Origin of the sequence: Paenibacillus tuaregi, from assembly GCF_900086655.1 — a bacterium.
Lineage (GTDB): Bacteria > Bacillota > Bacilli > Paenibacillales > Paenibacillaceae > Fontibacillus > Fontibacillus tuaregi.
The window spans coordinates 4,641,500-4,661,355 of record NZ_LT575476.1 but is presented as its reverse complement, the minus strand read 5'-3'; the positions used below and the strand labels follow the sequence as shown (position 1 = coordinate 4,661,355).

At 52.1% G+C, this 19,856-nt stretch carries 22 protein-coding genes; 12 read left to right on the top strand and 10 right to left on the bottom strand.

The genetic code is table 11. The features are described from left to right. Window positions 1–54 precede the first annotated feature (54 nt). Window positions 55–1,605 carry a glucose-specific PTS transporter subunit IIBC gene (gene ptsG, locus BN6628_RS20970; RefSeq protein ID WP_068620253.1) on the top strand — a complete coding sequence of 517 codons (1,551 nt, stop codon included), beginning with the start codon at window positions 55–57 and terminating at the stop codon, window positions 1,603–1,605. A 1-nt stretch (window position 1,606) separates the two neighbouring features. Beyond that, a complete protein-coding gene (locus BN6628_RS20965; protein WP_068620252.1) occupies window positions 1,607–2,311 on the top strand; it encodes an N-acetylmannosamine-6-phosphate 2-epimerase in 705 nt (234 codons plus the stop codon). A 420-nt stretch (window positions 2,312–2,731) separates the two neighbouring features. Here the strand turns inward: BN6628_RS20965 and BN6628_RS20960 are convergent, their stop codons facing one another. Beyond that, window positions 2,732–3,538: a MurR/RpiR family transcriptional regulator gene (locus BN6628_RS20960; protein WP_068620251.1), complete on the bottom strand. Its 807-nt coding sequence runs from the start codon at window positions 3,536–3,538 to the stop codon at window positions 2,732–2,734. A 246-nt stretch (window positions 3,539–3,784) separates the two neighbouring features. Here BN6628_RS20960 and def point away from each other — a divergent pair, with 246 nt between their 5' ends. Further along, window positions 3,785–4,366: a peptide deformylase gene (gene def, locus BN6628_RS20955; RefSeq protein WP_068622520.1), complete on the top strand. Its 582-nt coding sequence runs from the start codon at window positions 3,785–3,787 to the stop codon at window positions 4,364–4,366. A gap of 152 nt (window positions 4,367–4,518) precedes the next feature. Here the strand turns inward: def and BN6628_RS20950 are convergent, their stop codons facing one another. The 5 genes from BN6628_RS20950 to BN6628_RS20930 form a co-directional block, all read right to left on the bottom strand. Continuing rightward, the gene (locus BN6628_RS20950; RefSeq protein ID WP_068620250.1) at window positions 4,519–5,421 is read right to left on the bottom strand and encodes an NAD(P)/FAD-dependent oxidoreductase; all 903 of its coding nucleotides are present in this window, start codon (window positions 5,419–5,421) and stop codon (window positions 4,519–4,521) included. A gap of 139 nt (window positions 5,422–5,560) precedes the next feature. Next, entirely contained in the window at window positions 5,561–6,163 is a 603-nt protein-coding gene (locus BN6628_RS20945; RefSeq protein ID WP_082927001.1) for a response regulator transcription factor, read from the bottom strand. Then, on the bottom strand, window positions 6,160–7,311 hold the full coding sequence (locus tag BN6628_RS20940; protein WP_068620249.1) for a sensor histidine kinase: 1,152 nt from the start codon (window positions 7,309–7,311) through the stop codon (window positions 6,160–6,162). The genes BN6628_RS20945 and BN6628_RS20940 overlap by 4 nt, the downstream gene beginning before the upstream one ends. Then, window positions 7,312–8,052, bottom strand: a complete 741-nt coding sequence (locus BN6628_RS20935) for an ABC transporter permease (RefSeq protein WP_235847677.1) — start codon at window positions 8,050–8,052, stop codon at window positions 7,312–7,314. Continuing rightward, window positions 8,049–8,945: an ABC transporter ATP-binding protein gene (locus BN6628_RS20930; protein ID WP_068620248.1), complete on the bottom strand. Its 897-nt coding sequence runs from the start codon at window positions 8,943–8,945 to the stop codon at window positions 8,049–8,051. The genes BN6628_RS20935 and BN6628_RS20930 overlap by 4 nt, the downstream gene beginning before the upstream one ends. Window positions 8,946–9,160: 215 nt before the next feature. Here BN6628_RS20930 and BN6628_RS26870 point away from each other — a divergent pair, with 215 nt between their 5' ends. After that, the gene (locus BN6628_RS26870) at window positions 9,161–9,289 is read left to right on the top strand and encodes a hypothetical protein (protein WP_262363160.1); all 129 of its coding nucleotides are present in this window, start codon (window positions 9,161–9,163) and stop codon (window positions 9,287–9,289) included. Window positions 9,290–9,337: 48 nt separating this feature from the next. Here the strand turns inward: BN6628_RS26870 and BN6628_RS20920 are convergent, their stop codons facing one another. From BN6628_RS20920 to BN6628_RS20910, 3 genes are all read right to left on the bottom strand, one after another. Next, window positions 9,338–10,435, bottom strand: coding sequence for a sensor histidine kinase (locus BN6628_RS20920; protein ID WP_082927143.1), 1,098 nt, complete (start codon window positions 10,433–10,435; stop codon window positions 9,338–9,340). Between the two features lie 28 nt (window positions 10,436–10,463). Further along, window positions 10,464–11,117: a response regulator transcription factor gene (locus tag BN6628_RS20915; protein ID WP_068620245.1), complete on the bottom strand. Its 654-nt coding sequence runs from the start codon at window positions 11,115–11,117 to the stop codon at window positions 10,464–10,466. A 72-nt stretch (window positions 11,118–11,189) separates the two neighbouring features. Beyond that, entirely contained in the window at window positions 11,190–11,651 is a 462-nt protein-coding gene (locus BN6628_RS20910) for a GAF domain-containing protein (protein WP_068620244.1), read from the bottom strand. Between the two features lie 483 nt (window positions 11,652–12,134). Here BN6628_RS20910 and BN6628_RS20905 point away from each other — a divergent pair, with 483 nt between their 5' ends. From BN6628_RS20905 to BN6628_RS20870, 8 genes are read left to right on the top strand one after another with little or no spacing between them, the layout of a single operon-like run. Beyond that, the gene (locus tag BN6628_RS20905; protein WP_068620243.1) at window positions 12,135–13,175 is read left to right on the top strand and encodes a hypothetical protein; all 1,041 of its coding nucleotides are present in this window, start codon (window positions 12,135–12,137) and stop codon (window positions 13,173–13,175) included. After that, the gene (locus BN6628_RS20900) at window positions 13,162–15,390 is read left to right on the top strand and encodes a molybdopterin oxidoreductase family protein (RefSeq protein ID WP_068620242.1); all 2,229 of its coding nucleotides are present in this window, start codon (window positions 13,162–13,164) and stop codon (window positions 15,388–15,390) included. The genes BN6628_RS20905 and BN6628_RS20900 overlap by 14 nt, the downstream gene beginning before the upstream one ends. Continuing rightward, on the top strand, window positions 15,390–15,953 hold the full coding sequence (locus tag BN6628_RS20895; protein ID WP_068622513.1) for a 4Fe-4S dicluster domain-containing protein: 564 nt from the start codon (window positions 15,390–15,392) through the stop codon (window positions 15,951–15,953). The genes BN6628_RS20900 and BN6628_RS20895 overlap by 1 nt, the downstream gene beginning before the upstream one ends. Before the next feature lie 48 nt (window positions 15,954–16,001). Further along, a complete protein-coding gene (locus BN6628_RS20890; RefSeq protein WP_068622511.1) occupies window positions 16,002–16,565 on the top strand; it encodes a Rieske 2Fe-2S domain-containing protein in 564 nt (187 codons plus the stop codon). Further along, window positions 16,555–16,743 (top strand): hypothetical protein, encoded by a 189-nt coding sequence (locus BN6628_RS20885; protein WP_068620241.1) that lies wholly within the window; start codon window positions 16,555–16,557, stop codon window positions 16,741–16,743. Before BN6628_RS20890 ends, BN6628_RS20885 begins: the two co-directional genes overlap by 11 nt. Continuing rightward, window positions 16,740–18,254 carry a nitrate/nitrite transporter gene (locus BN6628_RS20880; RefSeq protein WP_068620240.1) on the top strand — a complete coding sequence of 505 codons (1,515 nt, stop codon included), beginning with the start codon at window positions 16,740–16,742 and terminating at the stop codon, window positions 18,252–18,254. The genes BN6628_RS20885 and BN6628_RS20880 overlap by 4 nt, the downstream gene beginning before the upstream one ends. 27 nt (window positions 18,255–18,281) lie before the next feature. Continuing rightward, on the top strand, window positions 18,282–18,599 hold the full coding sequence (locus BN6628_RS20875) for a hypothetical protein (RefSeq protein WP_068620239.1): 318 nt from the start codon (window positions 18,282–18,284) through the stop codon (window positions 18,597–18,599). Between the two features lie 5 nt (window positions 18,600–18,604). Continuing rightward, window positions 18,605–18,895 carry a hypothetical protein gene (locus BN6628_RS20870; RefSeq protein WP_068620238.1) on the top strand — a complete coding sequence of 97 codons (291 nt, stop codon included), beginning with the start codon at window positions 18,605–18,607 and terminating at the stop codon, window positions 18,893–18,895. A gap of 254 nt (window positions 18,896–19,149) precedes the next feature. Here the strand turns inward: BN6628_RS20870 and BN6628_RS20865 are convergent, their stop codons facing one another. After that, complete coding sequence (locus BN6628_RS20865; protein WP_068620237.1) at window positions 19,150–19,833, bottom strand: GGDEF domain-containing protein; 684 nt, start codon at window positions 19,831–19,833, stop codon at window positions 19,150–19,152. Window positions 19,834–19,856: the final 23 nt, after the last annotated feature.

Sequence of the window (19,856 nt, the reverse complement as noted above, 5' to 3'; positions counted from 1 at the left end):
ATATTGTATATTTAATTTGAAATTAATTTTCTAAGCGTTTTAGGGGGCCACTTTATGAACAACTTCTTTGAGAAAGCACAGCGGTTCGGTAAATCCTTCATGCTTCCGATTGCCGTTCTTCCCGCTGCAGGTTTGCTCCTTGGCGTAGGGGGCGCCTTATCGAATCCGAATACGGTAAATACGTATCCTTTTCTTAAGGTAGCCTGGCTTCAGGCGATCTTTACCGTAATGAGCAGTGCGGGCTCCATCATTTTTGCCAACCTCGCGCTGATCTTTGCCATCGGGGTGGCTGTAGGGTTGGCCCGTTCTGATAAAGGCACAGCCGGTCTGGCCGCAGCGCTCGCTTATCTTGTTATGAACGCAACGATCAACGCGATGCTGGCCATCTCTGGCAAGCTGGTCACAGATAATCTGGCTGCAGCCGGACAGGGGACCATTCTAGGGATTCAATCTTTAGAGACTGGGGTCTTCGGAGGTGTCGTCATTGGCCTGATCACGTCGATACTGCATAACCGGTTCAACAAGATTGAGCTTCCACAGTTCCTGGGATTCTTCGGCGGTTCCAGATTTGTGCCGATTATCTCTTCTATGGTTGCTATTCTGATCGGGGCTTTAATGTTTGTCATCTGGCCGACGATTCAATCCGGCATTTTTAAGCTTGGCGGGCTGGTGGATCAGACCGGATACATTGGAACACTGCTGTACGGATTTATTTTGCGGATGTTAGGACCGCTTGGACTTCACCATATTTTCTACATGCCTTTCTGGACAACAGGAATTGGCGGCTCGCTTGTGGTAGACGGCAAGCTTGTGGAGGGAACGCAGAAGATCTTCTTCGCCCAGCTGGCCGATCCAACAACGACACAATTCTTCATTGGAACCTCACGGTTTATGTCCGGCCGTTTCATTACGATGATGTTCGGTCTGCTGGGGGCGGCGCTGGCGATTTATCATACAGCCAAGCCAAAGCATAAGAAAGTTGTGTTTGGACTTATGCTGTCCGCTGCACTGACTTCATTCCTGACAGGGATTACAGAACCGCTTGAATTCTCGTTCCTGTTCATTGCACCGTTTCTGTATGTAATTCATGCTGTGTTTGACGGCCTGGCTTTCATGATGGCGCATATATTTCAGATCACTATCGGCCAGACCTTCTCGGGCGGATTGATTGACTTCATTCTATTCGGCGTGCTGCAGGGCAATGCCAAGACGAACTGGGTTCTTGTTCCGGTCATCGGTGCGGTCTGGTTCTGTCTCTACTACTTCACGTTCCGCTTCCTGATTGTGAAGTTTGATTTGAAGACGCCGGGTCGGGAGGATGAGAATACTGCGGCGGATGCTCCCGCAGAAGGTGGGGCTGGAACTGGCAGTCGTGCTGGGGATATACTGGCTGCGCTTGGCGGTAAGGAGAACATCAAGGATTTGGATTGCTGTGCCACCCGGCTTCGTGTCTCGGTTAATGATCCGGAGCTTGTGAAGCAGCCGGAGCTTAAGAATACCGGCGCGCGGGCAGTGATTGTTAAAGGCAGCGGAGTACAAGTCATTTATGGCCCTCAAGTGACCGTCATCAAGAATGAAATCGAAGAATATTTGGGAGTGTCTTAACATGAACGAACTACTGACATCATTGAAGCAGGGTCTGATTGTGTCCTGTCAGGCTCTGCAGGATGAGCCGCTGCACAGCTCTTTCATTATGGGGAGGATGGCAGTTGCCGCGGAATTAGGCGGCGCGGTCGGAATACGCGCCAATACCGCTGAGGATATAAAGGAGATCAAAAGCCAAGTCGATCTTCCAGTGATCGGTATCGTAAAAAGGAACTATGGCGAATGCCCGGTGTTTATTACACCGACTATGAAAGAAATCGATGAGCTTGTTAAGGTCGGATCAGAGATCATTGCTCTGGATGCCACGCTGCGCGAGCGCCCGGATGGCAAGCATCTCGATGAGGTTGTAGCTGAAATCCGGAGCAAGTATCCAGATCAGCTGCTTATGGCGGATGTATCGAATCTTGAAGAAGGCCTGAATGCGGAGCGGCTCGGGTTTGATATGGTCTCCACCACTTTGATCGGATACACGGACTATACACAGGGACATCAAGTTTATGCAGATGACTTTGCGCTGGTGAAGGAGTTTGTCAGCAAGCTTACGGTACCCGTGATTGCGGAAGGGAATATTCTGACTCCTGAAGCGGCCCGCAGATGTCTTGAGATTGGCGTTCACGCCGTGGTGGTAGGTGGAGCGATTACCCGTCCCCAGCTGATCACACAGCGGTTCGTGAACGAAATCGGGAAGGTCGGCACATCTGTCTAATACCAGGCGAGCTAACAAGCAGGAGAGAGATCTAACTTTAATGCAGGTTTCTCATTGCTTAAAAGATCAGATCGTAAATCAAAATGAAGATTTCTCTGTGAAGCCTGCGGAGAGACGAACGATTGCGGACAAGCGCTAGCGGTCGCCTTTGGTTCTGGAATTCATCCATCGAAAAATAATTCGAGAAATCCAAAACCAACAGCGATGGGAGCAACGTTCGTTCTCGGAGCCTTTCGAACACAAACCGAACTCTTAAACAAAATCAGGGGACCGTCTTTCGGGACGGCCCCCTATTTTTGCCCGTGAACAAGTTACGCACTTGCTCTTGCTCGTTCATCCGTTTCATTAGTTTAGTTCAGTCTAAATAATATCCGATGCTTAAGCCTATTTAATCTGCTCATGTGGAAATCGATGGTGCTGTTATTCCCTGTTCTTATATAAAGCCTTCAGTGTATTCCGGCGGGCCTGCAGCATCGATTGATCCTCCAGAAGCAGCATAGAGATAATATCGAGCACATAAATTATAGACAGCTGGCTGTTGATGAAGTGTTCATCATTGTTCCGGTGGATGCTTGGAGTGAACAGGACAATATCCGAGACGTCAGTAAGCCCGGTATGATCAAAGTTCGTAATGCCGACTACGGATGCCCCTTGTTCGCGGCCAACTTTAAGCGCATCAATGACTTCCTGGGTAGTTCCTGAATTGGACAGCCCGATGATCAGATCGTTCTTCCTCAGAAGTGACGCATTCATCAGCATCATGTGTGAGTCGGTAATCGCGTCAATGATAATGTTCATCCGCATCAGCCGGTATTTGAATTCCAGGGCGGAGAGGCCGGAGCTTCCTAGCCCGAAGACAAGCAGCCGGCGGCTAGTCTTGATCAGCTGGACCACCTCTTCAACCTGCTCTTGCTTGACCATCTCGGCCGTTGACTGCACAACATGGGTGTACAGCTTCTGTACTTTGGTAAATACGCTTGCTTCTTCTTCAGGAGGTTCGGCTTCCCGGCTGAGCTTGATCTTAAAGTCTACGAAGCTGTCACAGTTGATTTTTTTGCAGAACCGGGTGATGGTTGAGGTGGATGAACCCGTCTTGAGGGCGAGTTCACGGATATTGATGTTAAGAATCGTATTCTTATTCTGGATAATATACTCCGCAATTTCCTTTTCCTTGGCGGAGAGCATGTGCCGATTAAGCTGAAGCTGGTCCAGCACACTGATAAGCATGGCAGTTCCACCACCTTAATTGATATGTATGGGCCGGATGTGCCGCGGCAATTCCTCTACTCTTCATAGTAACGCAAGCCAGGGCAATAAGCCAACGTGCGCGGGGAATCCGCATATTTTGACAGGAACAGCATGAAGTGATAGGTTAAGAATGCTGAGGTAATCTGGTTATTGATGCGGCTTCGTGCGGAGATAGCGCGAAGGATGCACACAAATAGTAGGAAAAGGTGGATGAAGGTCGACTTTATGAGTAAATTTACCCGCGATTATGTAATTATGATGGATGATATTGTACGTGAAGGAGATCCGATTCTCCGTGTGAAGACTGAACCGGTAAGCATCCCGCCTACAGAGGAAGACAAGGCTGAGATGGCTGCTATGATGCAATTTTTGAAGAACAGCCAGGACGAGGAACTGGCCCGGAAATATAAGCTTCGTGCGGGGGTCGGGCTTTCTGCCAATCAGATCGGCCTGAACAAGCGGATGTTTGCAGCCTATATCACGGATGAGAAGGGCCAGTCCAGGGAGATTGCCCTGTTCAATCCCAAGGTGATCAGCCACTCGGCGGCCATGACTTATCTGCCGGAGAGCGAAGGGTGCCTGTCAGTGGATCGTCCGGTACAGGGTTTTGTTCCTAGATATGAGAAGGTTCAGATCAAGGCTTATGATGAGGATGGCAATGAGCTTAAGCTTCGCTTCAAGGGTTTTGCAGCTATCGTCATGCAGCATGAGCTGGATCATCTCGACGGCATTATGTTCTATGACCGGATCAATCCTGACAACCCGTTCAAGCTGCCGGACAATGTGCAGATCTCAAGCTTGTATTGAGCCAAGGGCAATCTCTAAGGGTGCAAATTGATTTATTTATAATAAAAAGGGTTATCCGGGCAGGCGTTGGCTTGTCAGGGTAACCCTTTTAATTAATGATGGAAAGCGTGCCTACTTGTCACAATAACATGGCCCTATGCGGTTTCCCGTGTTCAGAATTCCTCATGGGCCAAGTCCGTATTCACTCCGATCGCTGCACGGCTGCCCTCACCGGCGGCAATAATGACCTGGGAGGGGGCAATCACAGCAGTGTCCCCAGCTGCATAAATTCCGGGTATGCCCGTTCTGCCGAATTCGTCTGTCCTCAAACCGCCGGCTGGATTCATCATGCAGCCCAAGCTTTTGGCCAGATCAGAGGCCTGGAATGTTTCGGGACTAATAAATCCGCCCGATACAGCGGCCTCCTCACCGCCGCTGAATAGAACCCGTGAGAGCCTCCCATTGTGTCCAGCTAAGGACACGATTCTTTGCTCATGGCAGCGGATATGTTTGCGGCGGAGAATTTCCTTGTGTTCTCCCGTCAGGACGCTGGCCCCGTTGGTGCAGATGATCAGATCACGGCTCCAGTTCCACAGAATTTGGGTCAGATGCAGCAGGCGCGGCACGTCTTCCGAGATCACAGCGAGCGGCTGGTCCCTGAGCTCCCAGCCGTCACAATAAGGACAGCTGAACAGGCTTTGGCCGTAATAGTCATGAATTCCGGGAATATCGGGAAGAACCTCTTTGAGGCCTGTTGCCAGAATCAGCTTTTTCGTATGATAGACGGCGCCCTGAGCCGTGGTAACCTCCAAGAAGCCTGTGTGTCTTGCGGCTTCCGTGATCCTTTCGGTACGGTATTCCACCGAAGGATATTTGCGGATATCCTGATGGGCAAGCCGCCTGAACTCCGAAGGAGCCGTGCCATCCCGGGTAATAAAGCCGTGAGATTCCCGGGTTACGGCATTTCTCGGTTTGCCCTCGTCGAACAAGATGACCTTTCGGCGGGCCCTTCCCAGGACAAGGGCTGCGTTCAGACCGGCAGGTCCGCCTCCAATAATGATACAATCCAGCAGCATGAATTCACCTCCACTTCATCGTTTCCCATTAGGTTCCTATCTTTATGTAAGCTTATGGAAAAAGATGACTGGGTTCATGGAATGTTCGTTCTCACGTTCGCCAAAGAGGGTGGTGCATTAAGAAAAAGAGCCGGCCGGATTAATCCAGCCAGCCCATCTTCTCGGCAATGCTTATGGCATCGATGCGGTTCTTCGCTTCGAGCTTCTGTATAATCTCCGATACATAGTTCCGTACAGTTCCATACGAAAGGAACAGCTCGGAGGCAATCTCTTTAACGGAATGGCCTTGGGCAAGGCGGCCAAGCACCTCCTGTTCCCGGTCTGTCAGGGGATTCTCCGTCTGCCAGAAGGTCATGGACAGCTCTGGGCTGATCACCTTGCCGCCAGCGTGAATGCGGCGGAGGGCCGCGCCGAGTTCATCGACGGGAGCATCCTTCAGCAGGTAACCGCTGGCTCCGGCGCGAATGGCTCTCTGAAAGTATCCGGCTCTTGAGAAGGTGGTAAGGATCATAACCCGGCAGGGATGGCGGAGCTCTTGGAGCTTCTCGGCCACGTCCAGACCGGTCATGTCCGGCATCTCGATATCGAGCAGACAGATATCGGGGGAGAGCTGCAGTATTAACTCAAGGGCTCTCGCTCCATTCTCCGCCTGTCCGATCACCTCGATATCCTCCTCCAGATCGAGCAGTGCGCTTAAGGCGCCCCGCAGCATGCTTTGATCCTCCGCAATGATGATTTTCATGACACACCTCTTGATTGTTGATTTTTGACGACCTTCGGAATTCGCACACAAAGTGTCGTTCCGTCTCCAGGGGCTGAGTTGTATGACAAGGTGCCTTGAATCAGCTCCAACCTCTCTTTCATACCCAGCAGGCCTCTGCCGGATGAAGGACCCGCCGAAGCTTGTACTCCCGGGGAGATCCCCGCGCCGTTATCCCGGATGCTTAAGACAAACTCCAGATTATTTTCGCTTAAAGAAATCGTACACTTATCCGCTCCGCTGTGCTTCACCACGTTGTTTACGGCCTCCCTTAGGATCAGGCCAAGAATGTTCTGTACAAGGGGGGAAGCGCTAAGCGGCTGGGGCAGGGCAGATAGCTCCAGCCGGATTCCCGCCGCTTCAAGAATCGAAGAGGTATTGGTAAGCTCATCTTGAACGGAAAGGGCGTTCATACCGGAGACCAGCTCCCGCACCTGTTTAAGGGCTGCGCGTGAGGTAGCCTGTATGTCTTTAACTTCCTGTATGGCCAGCTCCGGCTTCTTCGGAATCAGCTTCTCGGCCAGCTCGCTCTTCAGGGTAATCAGGGAGAGCGTATGCCCCAGCGTATCATGAAGATCCCTGGCAATGCGCTGGCGTTCTTCAATTTTGCTCAGACGGGCGATCTCATCCTGGGCAAGGTTCAGCTCGGTTTTCAGACTCCGGGCATTCTGCATCATCCGGAGGATGAAGGGGAAGACAAACAGCACAATCAGGGGAGGAGCAACGTTGACCCAAGCCGACATGCTGGTATGGCTTCCGCTAATCCACAGCGTAAGGGCGGAGATGGTCAGCAGCGTCCCAATGCCGGTCCAGAACTGCCGGGTTGAAGGGATCATGCTGAGCATCGCCGTTGTGAAGAAATTCATGGTCAGGAAGCCGGGATCATCAAAGGTGATGCAGAAATATCCGGCAATGAGCATATTGATGATGGCCGGCAGCAGCCTCCATTGTGAGGACCAGAAGCTTCTTAGATAACTGATAGCGAACAGACCTATCAGAATATAGCCGGTCACCATCATGCTGACCGGCTTCTGGGCCAGGGTGATAACCGGATAGATCAGATAGACCAGCCAGAGAAAAGGGAACAGACTATAACGTTTGGGGACCGGATTTCCCCACCATTTCGGCATTTATACCGCTTCCTGTCTTTTTAGAATATAGGTTGATAATATCACAAAGACCAGGGCGTAAGCAGCCAGAATCAGGATTCCCGTCCAATCGGGACCGATCCCTCCCAGAACGTTCCATGCGCCTTGGCCAAAACGGTAGGAAGGCAGATACTCTGCAATTGTCTGCATCAGCTTAGGCATGGTGGTTATCGGCATCCACAAGCCCCCGAGAACCGAGAGGGACATGTATAGAATATTTGCAGCTACCTGAACAACCTCCACGCTCTTTAGCGTTCCCAGCAGAAGACCCAGTGCCATAAACGGCAGCACACCGATCCAGATCCACAGTCCGCAGGCCACCCATTGGCCCAGACTTAAATCGATCCCTTTGGCAAAATGCCCGATCAGGAACATCAGGAGGATGGTCCCGAGATTGACAATGGATTGGGATAACATTTTGGACAGCACATAAGCGCTGTTTGGCAGCGGAGTGATCCGGATGAGTCTTACCCAACCCTGGGTTCTCTCCTGGGCGAATCTTACGCTCAGCGTATTGATGCTCGCGCCGATTACCCCGAATGCGGTCATCGACATAAGGTAGTAGGCTTTCCAGTCAATTCCGCCGACTTTGATATCTCCCATGGTGCCTGTGAAGATAAAGTAGAACATCACGGGCATGACCACAGAGAACACAACGAATCTGCGATTACGGAGGGTACGAAGGATTTCGGCTTTACATTGGGCGATCATCGATTTCATCATAGGGATGCATCTCCTTGGATTAGGGTTTGGAAGGCGTCTTCGAGTCCGCCGGCGGAAATTTCGATATCCCGGATATCCAGGTCACGGCTGAGAAGGGTGCGGATCAGCTGATCTGTGTCCGGGCTGCTCAGCTTGACTTTGCGCCCGCTCCAGACCGTCTCAAGTATGCCGGGAATTCCGCTTAACGCATCCGGCTTGAGCCGCTCTCCGGCCGTGAAGGTAATGACCCGGCGCCCTTGTGCCGACTTAATCTGGGCAGGTGTTCCGTCCGCGATCAGCTTCCCTTGATTGATGACGACAATCCGGTCGGCGATGCTGTCCGCCTCATCCAGATAATGAGTTGTGAGGATGATGGTGCGTCCCTTGCCGGCCATCGCCCGGACGCTCTCCCAGAAGAGCTGTCTGGAGCCGACATCCATACCCACGGTGGGCTCATCCAGGTATAGAATTTTGGGATCGCCAGCCATCGCAAGCGCGAAGTCCAGCCGGCGCTTCTGTCCACCCGACAGTGAAGTGGCGAATTTGTTCTGCTCCTTCTCAAGGCCGGCCATGGCCAGCAGACTGCTTAGCGCAAGCGGCTTTGCGTAATAGCTGCGGAACAGCTCGATCGTCTCACGTACAGTCAGGCGGTCGATCACGCTGATGTCCTGAAGCATGGCGCCGACGGACTGGCGTGCCTGGGGCTGGTCAGGAGCTCCCCCAAGAATGCGGATTTGTCCGCGTGTCGGCTTCTGCAGTCCAAGCAGCATGGAGACGGTCGTCGTTTTGCCTGCACCGTTCGGTCCCAGAAGAGCTGTTACTGTGCCTTCCTGAATGGTTAGCGACAAATCCTTGACGGCAGGGGTGCCTTTATATTCTTTATCTACATGATCCATAGTAATGACAGTTTGCATTAGTTGTTTACCTCCCGAGTATTTCTTGGATAGTCTTATCATACCGGGGATTCTCGTCCTTCCATATTCATGAATGTCAGGACCTTCACATGACAATTGTCATGATTGTGGAGAGCAGGTGAGAGGAATAGGGAGGGCAGGGTGGAGAGGGAAGATCAAGGGAGAAAGGGAGAGCAGGGTGGAGAGGGAGGATCAAGGGAGAAAGGGAGAGCAGGGTGGAGAGGGAGATCATGGGAGAAAGGGGGAGCATGGTGGAGAGGGAGATCAACAGAGAGAAAGTGAGAGTAGAGTATGGAAGGGAAATGAAAAAAAACCGGAGGCCGTGGGCCTCCGGGAATAGATAAATGAGTTCTGGTCCCGCAGGATTCACGGGGTTGCTGAAACACTCCATTCTAAGGTGTGTCCGCCTTGCCGGACTGCTTAGGAATCTGCAGCTGGATTACTGTGCCTTGATCGGGCTTGGATTCTATAGTTAAAGTGCCCCCTGCACTGCGGGCCCGTTCCTCCATGCTGAGCAGGCCTACGCCGCTGCCGGCATGGCGGTTGGCCAGGCCGGTCCCTTCGTCACGGATCGTGACAAGCACCTCGCTGCCTTCATCCATCACCGTTACAGCTGCTTCGGAGACATCAGCGTATTTGGCAATATTCGTTAGCGCCTCTTGAATGACGCGGTAGATCGTTGTCTCCTTGTTCACATCGAGGCGCTGCTGCAATGTACACTCGAATCGGATGTCCATTCCATAGTGCTTCGAGTAGTTCTCAATATAAGTCCGCAGGGCAGGAACCACGCCCAGGTCATCAAGCACTGAAGGCCGCATTTCCCAGGCCAGGCCGCGTACCTCTTCCATAATTCCGGTCACGGTTTTGCGGAGCGATTCCAGCTCTGCCGGAGATTGATCCTGGGCAATGAGCTGATCGAGCTGAATGACCAGGGAGAAGAGACTCTGCCCGATTCCGTCGTGAAGCTCGCGGGAGAATCTTTTGCGCTCATTCTCCTGAATCTCCATGACCTGGGTAACCATGAACTGCAGCGCTTCCTCCGTATCCTTCTGCTTGGTAATTTCGTTGCGGATTGCGAGAAACTGGTAGGGACGTCCATCATCCCCGAGAAACGGCACAATCGTGGTATCGACCCAGTAATAGCTCCCGTCCTTGGCCCGGTTCTTGATTTCTCCGCGCCAGACCTGTCCCCGGTTAATGGTCCGCCAGAGATCCCGCATGAAGGTCTTGTCATGATAGCCCCCATTGATGATGCGGTGATCCTGGCCGATCAGTTCGCTTCGGGAGTACTTGGAGATGTCGCAGAACTTGTCATTTACATAAGTAATCTTGCCCAGGCTGTCCGTCATGGCAACGATGGAGGACTCATCCAGTGCGAATTTCAGATCGGAAAGCATCTTCAGCGATTCCCTCAGCTCAGCTTCAAAGCTTTGCTCCATGTGATGGTCTCCAAGCTCCTCAAGCAGCTTGGAGACACTTTTGCCCAGCATGTCCCCGGTATCACGATAGGTGCGGTCTTTATTCAAAGTTCAGCATTCCCTTCTTCATGGCGTACTTCACCAGATCCGGCCTTGTTTTGAGGCCCAGCTTCTCCATCAGATTGCTCTTATGGGTCTCCACCGTCTTGACGCTGATAATCAGGTGCTCGGCAATCTCTTTGTTGGAGTACCCCTTGGCGACCCAGGACAGAATTTCCCGCTCACGCTCAGACAGGGTATCGAAGGTCCCTTGGGATTCGCCGTTCTTCATGGCATCCAGATATTCATTCATAAGGCGTTTGGTAGCGGTTGGATATAAGTAGGCACTGCCCCCGGCAACCGAGAGAATAGCCGTGACCAGCTCATCATGGGGAGCACTCTTCAAAATATAACCCGATGCGCCCGATTGAATGGCGCGGAACAGGTACTCTTCGTCATCATGCATGGTTAGGATAAGCACGGAAACCTCCGGCATCTGCTTCTTAAGCTCAGCCGTAGCGCTAAGACCGTCCATTCCCTGCGGCATGCTGAGGTCCATCAGCACCACATCGGGCTCAAGCTCCGCCGCTTTCTGAATAGCCTCGCGTCCGTCTGCCGCATCCCCGATCACTTCCATGCCATTCTTGCCGTTCAAAAGCGCCATAAGTCCGGAACGGACTACAATATGGTCGTCTACCACCATAATTCGAATCATCAGTATGAGCCAACCCCCTTGTATCTGTATCATAGCAAAAAAAAATGAACCCCAGCAATAAGCTAAAAGGGTTCATCTCACTTTGGCGGTTCCGGTTTTCCATTCATATAGAAGCGGGGTTAAGGACTGGGCCTCCTGTTCAACAAGCTCGATTATCTGAGGTGTATACAGATGGGGAGTCCGGCTGCCGATCATAAGCAGTCCCAGAATATCCCGCTCGTGGAGGATCGGAATAACTGCCACGGCCTGCAGATGCTCAGCCAGCATAATCGGATTGTCGAAGCGGAGCTTGTTTATGTCCGGGACGGACTGATCAAGAATGACACGCCGTCCAAGCCGCATGACGAGCCCAGGTAAACCTTGTCCGGGGCGCAGGACGATTTGCTTGCAGCGGTTGTTCCGGTTGCCGGAGACAAAGTTCCAGCGAAGTCCCGCTTCCGGGTTCTCCATCAGAAGCAGACCCGAGAAATCACTGGCTGTCCGTATGCGCAGGGTGTCCAGGCCCTGCTCGATATGATCCTTCATTGTGGCCATGGGCTGGTGCCTCCTTAGGATTATATAAGGAACATGATTAAGATCCAAACCTGTTAAACAGGTGATGTTGAAGATGTAATCCTGCTATTTGTAAGTCTGCTATTATTGTACTCCCTCCATACCCGTCTGTAAGTCAGGGAATACCCCTATTTATCAGACTCTTCCCCTGCGGAGGGCTCCGCTTGATATGGCTCCGTTGCGGCGATTCTTTGAAATTCCTCAAGCATAACAGGCTAGGAAGGTGTATTTCCGCGGAGACTTCCTTATTTTACAAGGCCCGGAGCAGGGTGAGGTTACGGGCATGGGGGATCACCCTGGCTGAAATGACAGGGAATTTCCCCCTCAAATATCAGGTGTTCCCCTGATAACCGGACGACAGGATTCGAGCTATGATGAATAGGAAAGAACCATGGTACGTGATGGAGACGGCCTTTAAGAGAGCTTAGTGCTCTCGGCTATGGATCGCGAAAGGGGATATGGAAGATGGATCGGGCATTTGCTTCCAAATTTGCAAAATCTGTATTTTTAACGGTGTTGGGTCTGCTGGTGCTGATCTATATCGGCTCAAGATTTTTCACTCATGTGGATCTGGCCTTGTACGGCTATATGGTAGGGACGCTGGTATTTATCGGCGGCTTCTTCTACCGCTTTATCGCCTGGGGGGAACGGCCTCCTACCAAAATTATTATCAAGAAGGGGATTAAGCTTTTATTCCGGAAAAGCACACCGAAGACTACCGTCAATCATCTGGTTGCTTACAAATTTATCTGGAACCGCGGATGGTACCGGTGGACCCAGCACGTGCTGCTCGGCTGGGGATGCATCATCTCCTGCCTGGTCACTTTCCCGCTTGTATTCGGGTGGATGTACTTCACGATGGCGGAGAACGGATACTACTGGGTTGTATTCTTCGGAATCGACGTTATGCACATCAAGGCTGACGGCATTCTTGGCTACCTATTCTACAACGCGCTGAACATTTCCGCCTTCATGGTCATCGGCGGGGTATGCATGGCCTTGTACCGCCGGGTGAAGAACATGCAGGCAAGAGCCGAGCAGTCCTTCGTCTATGACTTCCTGCCGCTCTATCTGCTGCTGTTCGTCTGCATTACCGGTCTGGCGCTGACCTGCTCGAATATGTTCTTTCACGGCTATGGCCATCCGGTAATCACCATGATTCATCAATGGTCTGTAATTATTACAATGATCTATGTGCCGTTTGGCAAGCTCGCGCACATTCCGTTCCGGCCGCTCAGCGTATTTGCGAGAAATTACCGTGAGCATTATGCCGAGAAGGAGACCAAGAAATGTGCGGTCTGCGGCACCGGATTTGTCTCGGCCGAGCAGTCGAACGACGTGATTCAGGTACTGGGACAGAACGATATTAACTTTAAGACAGAAGAAGGGTTCCATCTTGCCGAGCTGTGTCTGCCGTGCCGGCGCAAATACCGGATGTCCCGGTTTACAGGCATCCAGACCCATCATATCCCGGTGAAGGAGGCTAATCAGAATGCCAGAGGATAAGTTTTTCAAAGTCATAGAGAACAAGGTGCATCCAGGTGAAAAACTGGTCCCGACTCACTGCTCCTACTGCGGAATGCAGTGCGGGATGAACCTTCGAGTGGATACATCCACTAATAAGATTATCGGGGTGGAGCCCCGCTATGAATGGCCGGTAACGCTTGGCAAAATGTGCCCGAAAGGCGTAACCGCTTATCAGCAGACCAACCATCCGGACCGGCTGCTGAAGCCGCTGATCAGGGACAACGCCGCTCTGAAGGGAACGAAGGAAGGCTTCCGGGAAGCAAGCTGGGATGAAGCTTATGACCTGATCGCCCGCCGGTTCAAGGAGTTGCAGACTGAGTATGGCAAAGACAGCCTATCCGTCTTCAGCGGAGTATCCATGACGAACGAGAAATGTTACCTGACCGGGAAATTTGCCCGGGTGGCGCTGCAGACGAGATACATCGATTACAATGGGCGATTCTGTATGTCGAGTGCCGCGGCGGGCTTCCTGCGCTCCTTCGGTGTAGACCGTGGCTCAACACTGCCGTGGACGGATCTGCACCAGACAGACTGCCTCTTTATCGCTGGCAGCAATACGGCGGAATGCCACCCTACCTCAATGTTCCGGGTATGGGAAGTGCAAAGCCGCGGGGGCTATCTGATCGTCGCAGATCCGCGGGAGACGCCGATCGCCAGAAGAGCGGATGTGCATCTGGACCTGCGTCCAGGCACAGACCTTGCCTTGGCGAACTGCATGGTTAATCTGCTGATTGAAGGCGGTTATGCGGACGAGGAATTTATCCGCGAACACACCGGCGGCTTTGAAGAAATGAGAGAAGTTGTGAAGGAATTCACGCCTGAATATACAAGCCAGATCACTGGCGTGGCGCCGGAGAAGCTGATCCGGGCCGCTGAAATCTACGGCAAGGCACCGGAAGCGGTTGTGCTCTTCGCCCGGGGAATCGAGCAGCAGCACAAGGGGGCTGACAACGTGTCCGCCTATACGAATATGCCGCTCGTTACCGGCAAGATCGGCCGGCCGAAATCCGGTGTGGCTACCTTTACGGGCCAGGGCAACGGCCAGGGCGGCCGGGAGCACGGACAGAAGTCGGACCTGCTGCCGGGCTACCGGAAGATCACCAATCCGAAGCACGTTGAAGAAGTGTGCAGCGTATGGGGCATCACTCCGGACGAGATGCCTCAGCCTGGGGTATCGGCTTATGAGATGTTCGAGCTGATGCAGCAGAAGACGATCCGCGGACTGTATCTGCTGTGCTCGAACCCGGCCGTATCGGCGCCGAACCTGAATTTTGTCAGGGAAGCGATGAAAAGCCTCGACTTCATGGTCTGCTCGGATATGTATTTGTCCGAATCGGCCGAATTCGCCGATGTGGTGCTTCCATCGGTAACCTGGTCGGAAGACGAGGGGACCGTAACCAATCTGGAGGGTCGTATCATCAAGATCAACAAGGCCCAGGAGCCGCTTGGCGAGAGCAAGCCTGACTGGCAGATTGAGGTAGAGCTTGCGGAGCGGATGGGCCGGGGCCAATACTTCAGCCATCTGAAGACGGCAAGAGATGTGGCGGACGAATTCCGTCTGGCCTCCAAAGGCGGGTATGCTGACTATTACGGGGCGACTTGGGAGAAGATTGAGAAGCAAAATGGCGTATTCTGGCCATGCAAGGATGAGAGTGATCCTGGTACCCCGCATATGTTCCTGGATAAGAAATTCTATCATCCGGACGGAAAAGCAAAGCTGTGTGCGCTGCCATACCGCCCACCGGCGGAGGAGCCGGATGAGGAATATCCGCTCAGATTGACCACAGGCCGGGTTGTGTATCACTACCTGTCAGGCAACCAGACCCGCCGGATTCCATTCCTGAAGGATATGTGTCCGGAGCCTTATGTGGAGGTTCATCCACAGACTGCAGCCAAATACGAAATCGAGCATGAAGAGCGTGTCCGGTTAAGAACCCGGCGCGGGGAGTGTATATATAAGGTAAAGATTACGGAAGCCATTCGTCCGGATACCGTATTTGTGCCGTACCATTTCGGACATGAGGATTCCGTCAATCTGCTGACGATCCCGGCGCTTGATCCGATGTCACGTATGCCTGAGTTCAAGGCCTGCGCGGCAGAGATTGATAAGCTTGGGGCTGCAGGCAGCAAGCGGGAGGTTCGGGACGCAGGCAACCAGAACAATCAGGCAGAGAAGGAGGCCGTACACCAATGATGAAGCAGCTGCTGTATATCGAAATGGACAATTGTATCGGCTGCCGGAGCTGCCTGGCTGCCTGCACCCAGTGCGGCGGACATGACGAGCGCAACCGGAACTACGTATACGATGTCAATCCGCTGGTGAACCGGCAGACGATTCCGCTGATGTGCCTGCACTGTGTGAATCCGGCATGTGCCCGCAGCTGTCCGGCCCAGGCGATTCAAGTCACCGAAGAAGGGGCCGTGCTGTCGGCACTCGTGGAGAAATGTATCGGGTGCCAGAACTGCACGATTGCCTGCCCGTACGGTATTCCAAAGTTTGATGAAGAACAGAATCTGATGTACAAGTGTGATCTGTGTTATGACCGCACGAAAGACGGGATTCCACCTATGTGCGCTTCGGTCTGCCCGACGAATACCCTGCAGTGGATCACACAGGAGGAATACGCCGCGAAGCAGGAGAAGCACCGGCTGGGCAAATGGATGTCCTCCCGGCTGCCGGAGAACCCGCTCGAAGGGGAGACTCATGTGAAGATCAACCTTCCGGGCATTTTGCAGGGGACAGTGAAATTATTCTAGGATACATGTACCGCTGAAGAAGGAGGGATTTCCATGAGTGGGGACAACATGAACCAGAGAAGCACAGATAGCAAGGACACGAAGGCGTCTAAGCACAACAATAATAAAATTCCATTCCCAGAAAACAACTATACCCACAACATCCGCAAGGCCGGTGAACGGAAGCTCGACCGCCGCGGATTTATGAAGACGATGGTGGGCGCCGCAGGTTTGTTCGCGGTATCCACCCTGCCTTGGGGGGCCATCGCGGTGAAGGAGCTTAGCGGGCTTGGTGCCAAGTCACACCCGAAGCGGAAGGTTGTAAATATCTCTGATCTCAAGGTTGGGGAAGCCACCGAGTTCGCTTATCCAGGCGAGCATGACGCCGCACTGCTGGTGCGGCTGGGGGAAAATGAGTTCAAGGCCTATCAGAATGCCTGCACGCATCTGAAGTGCCCAGTGTTCTGGAGCAAGGAGGAGGGCAGACTCGTATGTCCCTGCCACCACGGATTCTTTGATGTGAAGACAGGCAAACCTACGGCTGGGCCGCCACAGCGTCCGCTGCCGGAAGTGATGCTGTCCAAGGAACAGGGAGCTATCTTTGCGACGGGAGTGAAACGATATGAAACGTAGCTACCGGGGAGTGATTCTGCTCTGCTTCGTGCTGCTGCTGAATATTATCTGCACCCAGCAGGTCGTGAACGCCTTTTTTTACGAGAAATATGAACGGGTACTTTGGTTCGCTGCAGCCAATATCATTCTATTTCCAATAGCTTTATGGATATATAGACGGGAGCGTGATGTCGAATGAACATTAAAAAATTTCAACTGCCGCTGCAAACAGTCAGCCTGATTACCGGGTTTATGACCTGGGTTATCCTCTCCTCTTTAATGCCGTTCATTAAAGAGGACATTCATCTTACCGCGACCCAGCTGACCTGGGTCACCGCAGTGCCGGTTCTGATGGGTTCGATCATGCGGATCCCATTTGGCTACTGGACCAATGTTATTGGAGCGCGCCGCATGTTCGCTTACAGCTTCGTGCTGCTGCTCATCCCGCTGTATTGGACCAGCCAGGCCGACTCCTTCTGGGATCTGATTATCGGCGGCTTCTTCCTTGGAACATCGGGAGCCGTGTTCTCGGTAGGGGTAACCTCACTGCCTAAATACTATGGCAAAGAGAAGCATGGTTTTGTTAACGGGATTTACGGCGTAGGAAATATCGGTACCGCATTCTCGACATTCGGAGCTCCGCTCCTGGCCAACCAGATTGGCTGGTCGAAGACCGTGCTGGCGTACGGTATTCTGCTGATCGCCATGGCTGTCCTGAACTTTTCGCTTGGGGATCGCAAGGAACCGCAGCCTGCGGTAAAAAGCTCTCTGACCAAGCAGGTTAAAGAAGTATCCAAGAGCCAGAAGCTGTGGCTGTTATGTCTGTTTTATTTCATCACCTTCGGTTCGTTCGTGGCCTTCACCGTGTATCTGCCTAACTTCTTGGTAAGTTATTTCCATCTCTCGAAAGTGGATGCGGGTCTGCGAACAGCTGGCTTCATCGCGCTGGCTACGGTCATGCGTCCAATCGGAGGTAAGCTTGGTGATATCATGAACCCATTCAAGGTTCTGATTATGGTGTTTGCAGGACTTACCGCTTCGTCAGTATTGCTGTCTTTTGCACCAAACATTGGCTGGTATTCAGTGGGCTGTCTGACGGTTGCATTCTGTGCGGGTACTGGTAACGGAGCGATCTTTAAGCTTGTACCGCTGTATTTCACCAAGCAGGCCGGGATTGCCAACGGTATCATATCGGCCATGGGTGGCCTAGGCGGGTTCTTCCCACCGCTGCTGCTGACACTGTTATTCAAAGCTACGGGGCATTATGCCATTGGCTTTATGGCTCTGTCCGAGTTCGCACTCGCAAGCTTAATTCTGGTTATTTGGATGTTCTATCAAGAGAAGCTGGGACTATCGGCTTCCATTATTGAGAATACGGTTGAGGGAATTATGGTCACTGATGAGAAAGGCACCATTACTTCCGTTAATGCCTCCTTCACCAAATTAACCGGTTATACCGCCGCAGAGGTTATTGGTAAGAATCCAAGTTTGCTTAAATCCGGCAAGCAGTCCAAAGAATTCTATAATAATATGTGGGAAAGCATCCGCACGAAAGGCCATTGGCAGGGTGAAATCTGGAACCGTAAGAAGAACGGTGAGGTTTACCTGGAGTGGTTAACTATTAGTGCCGTGAAGAATGATGCAGGTGAAGTTGTTCATTATTCCGGAATGTTCAGCGATATTACAAGCAGCAGGGCAAAGCCTGCTTAAGGATGTATAGGAGAGGGGGAATCAGCTGTGAGGATCAGCCAGTTGAATTGGGATTTATGCTTTATTGCCCCAAAGGACACAGCTTCAGATTTGAAATGTGAAGTGGATGCTGAGCTTGCCGGACTGGATGAGAGGATCAGCTGGTTCACCGAGGCTAAGGAGCAGGATGGTTTATGTATCGTTATAGCGGAGGGCAAGGGACTGACCTGCTGCACTTCGGAAGACGAATTTCTATCGTCGATTGACCCCTGGTTGACCGCTCCGTGCTGGGATTGGCTCAGCGGTTATCAGCTGCAGGTGATTCCCCAAGTGGATGCGGGAAGCTGTAAACTTAAGGGGGTGTAGATGAGATGAATCCGAATTTATCCTCCAGACTGCTTGAATGGAACGGACGCCCGATTGAGGTTAGAATTAGCGACCGGCTCGGGCTCGATCCGGTGGCTCCGCCCCAAAGCTATCAGCTGGTCCGGACGGAGATGGAACAGGAAGGGAACTATATCCGATTTTACATCAGTGATTGGCAGTTCGTTGCTGTCCCGGTGTTTCCGGACTCTACCCTACTGACCGAAGAGGACGGTCAGGCGGTGTTCACCTCCACCGATGCAGAAGGCAAGCTCGTTTACAGTGTTAAATGTTTATAGCCTATATAAAATGAACTTTAGAATTAACCTCTCTCAGCTTCGATCCCGAGTGATTCTGAAGAAGCGGAGTGCCCGCCTTTGTCTCCGAAATGCCCTGCTTGGATATCTAGTTCAAGCATTGTGGAGACAACAGGGGTCGTAAGACACTCGGCATCGCAGCGCTCCTAAAGGGTAACCTTCATAAGTTCATTTTATATAACAAAGAAGACGCTCTTACACGGAGCGTCTTTTTCTTATAATATCATGTAACTCTATTAGATTTGCTCGCTGAGACTGCGCGCTCCAAGCAAAGCTTCTTCTTCTTTGGTACGGGGCTTGTAGGAATACATTTCCCTATCGGCAATCTTGATCAGTTCATTGATTTGGTGATGATCGTCCGGATACACAGCTGAACCGATAGTTGCGGAAATTGGGATTCCCATTTCGAGAGAGAGGCCCTCCAGTTCACGGGCTATCCTCTTCAGCATGGCGGTCAGCGCTTCTGAACCGTTGTATTCACCGATCACGAGGAATTCATCGCCGCCCCACCGGGAGACGATATCGGTAGAGCGGGTATGAGCCTTAAGAAGCTCCGCGATTTTCTGAAGGACGAGGTCACCCTTTTCATGGGTTAGCTTATCATTTATTATTTTAAAATTATCGCAGTCAATCATTAACACGAACAGCTTGCCAAGCTGCCTGCTTGCACGCAGGGTAAGCTTAGGATACGACTCCAGCACATACCTCCGATTAAACAGACGGGTAAGGGGATCTTTCTCCGATTCAGATTTGATCCGGTCAAACTGCAGCCCGCCCCAATACGCGGCGGAGAGAGTAACTGCATAACCTGCCATTTCCACTGCATCGAGGCGCCCATACTTCCACGTATTGTAAAGAACAATTAACGTATACAAGCCGAATGAAATTATAACTGCGGCAATCCTTCCTTTGAATCCCACAGCAGACACCTCTTTTGGATTTG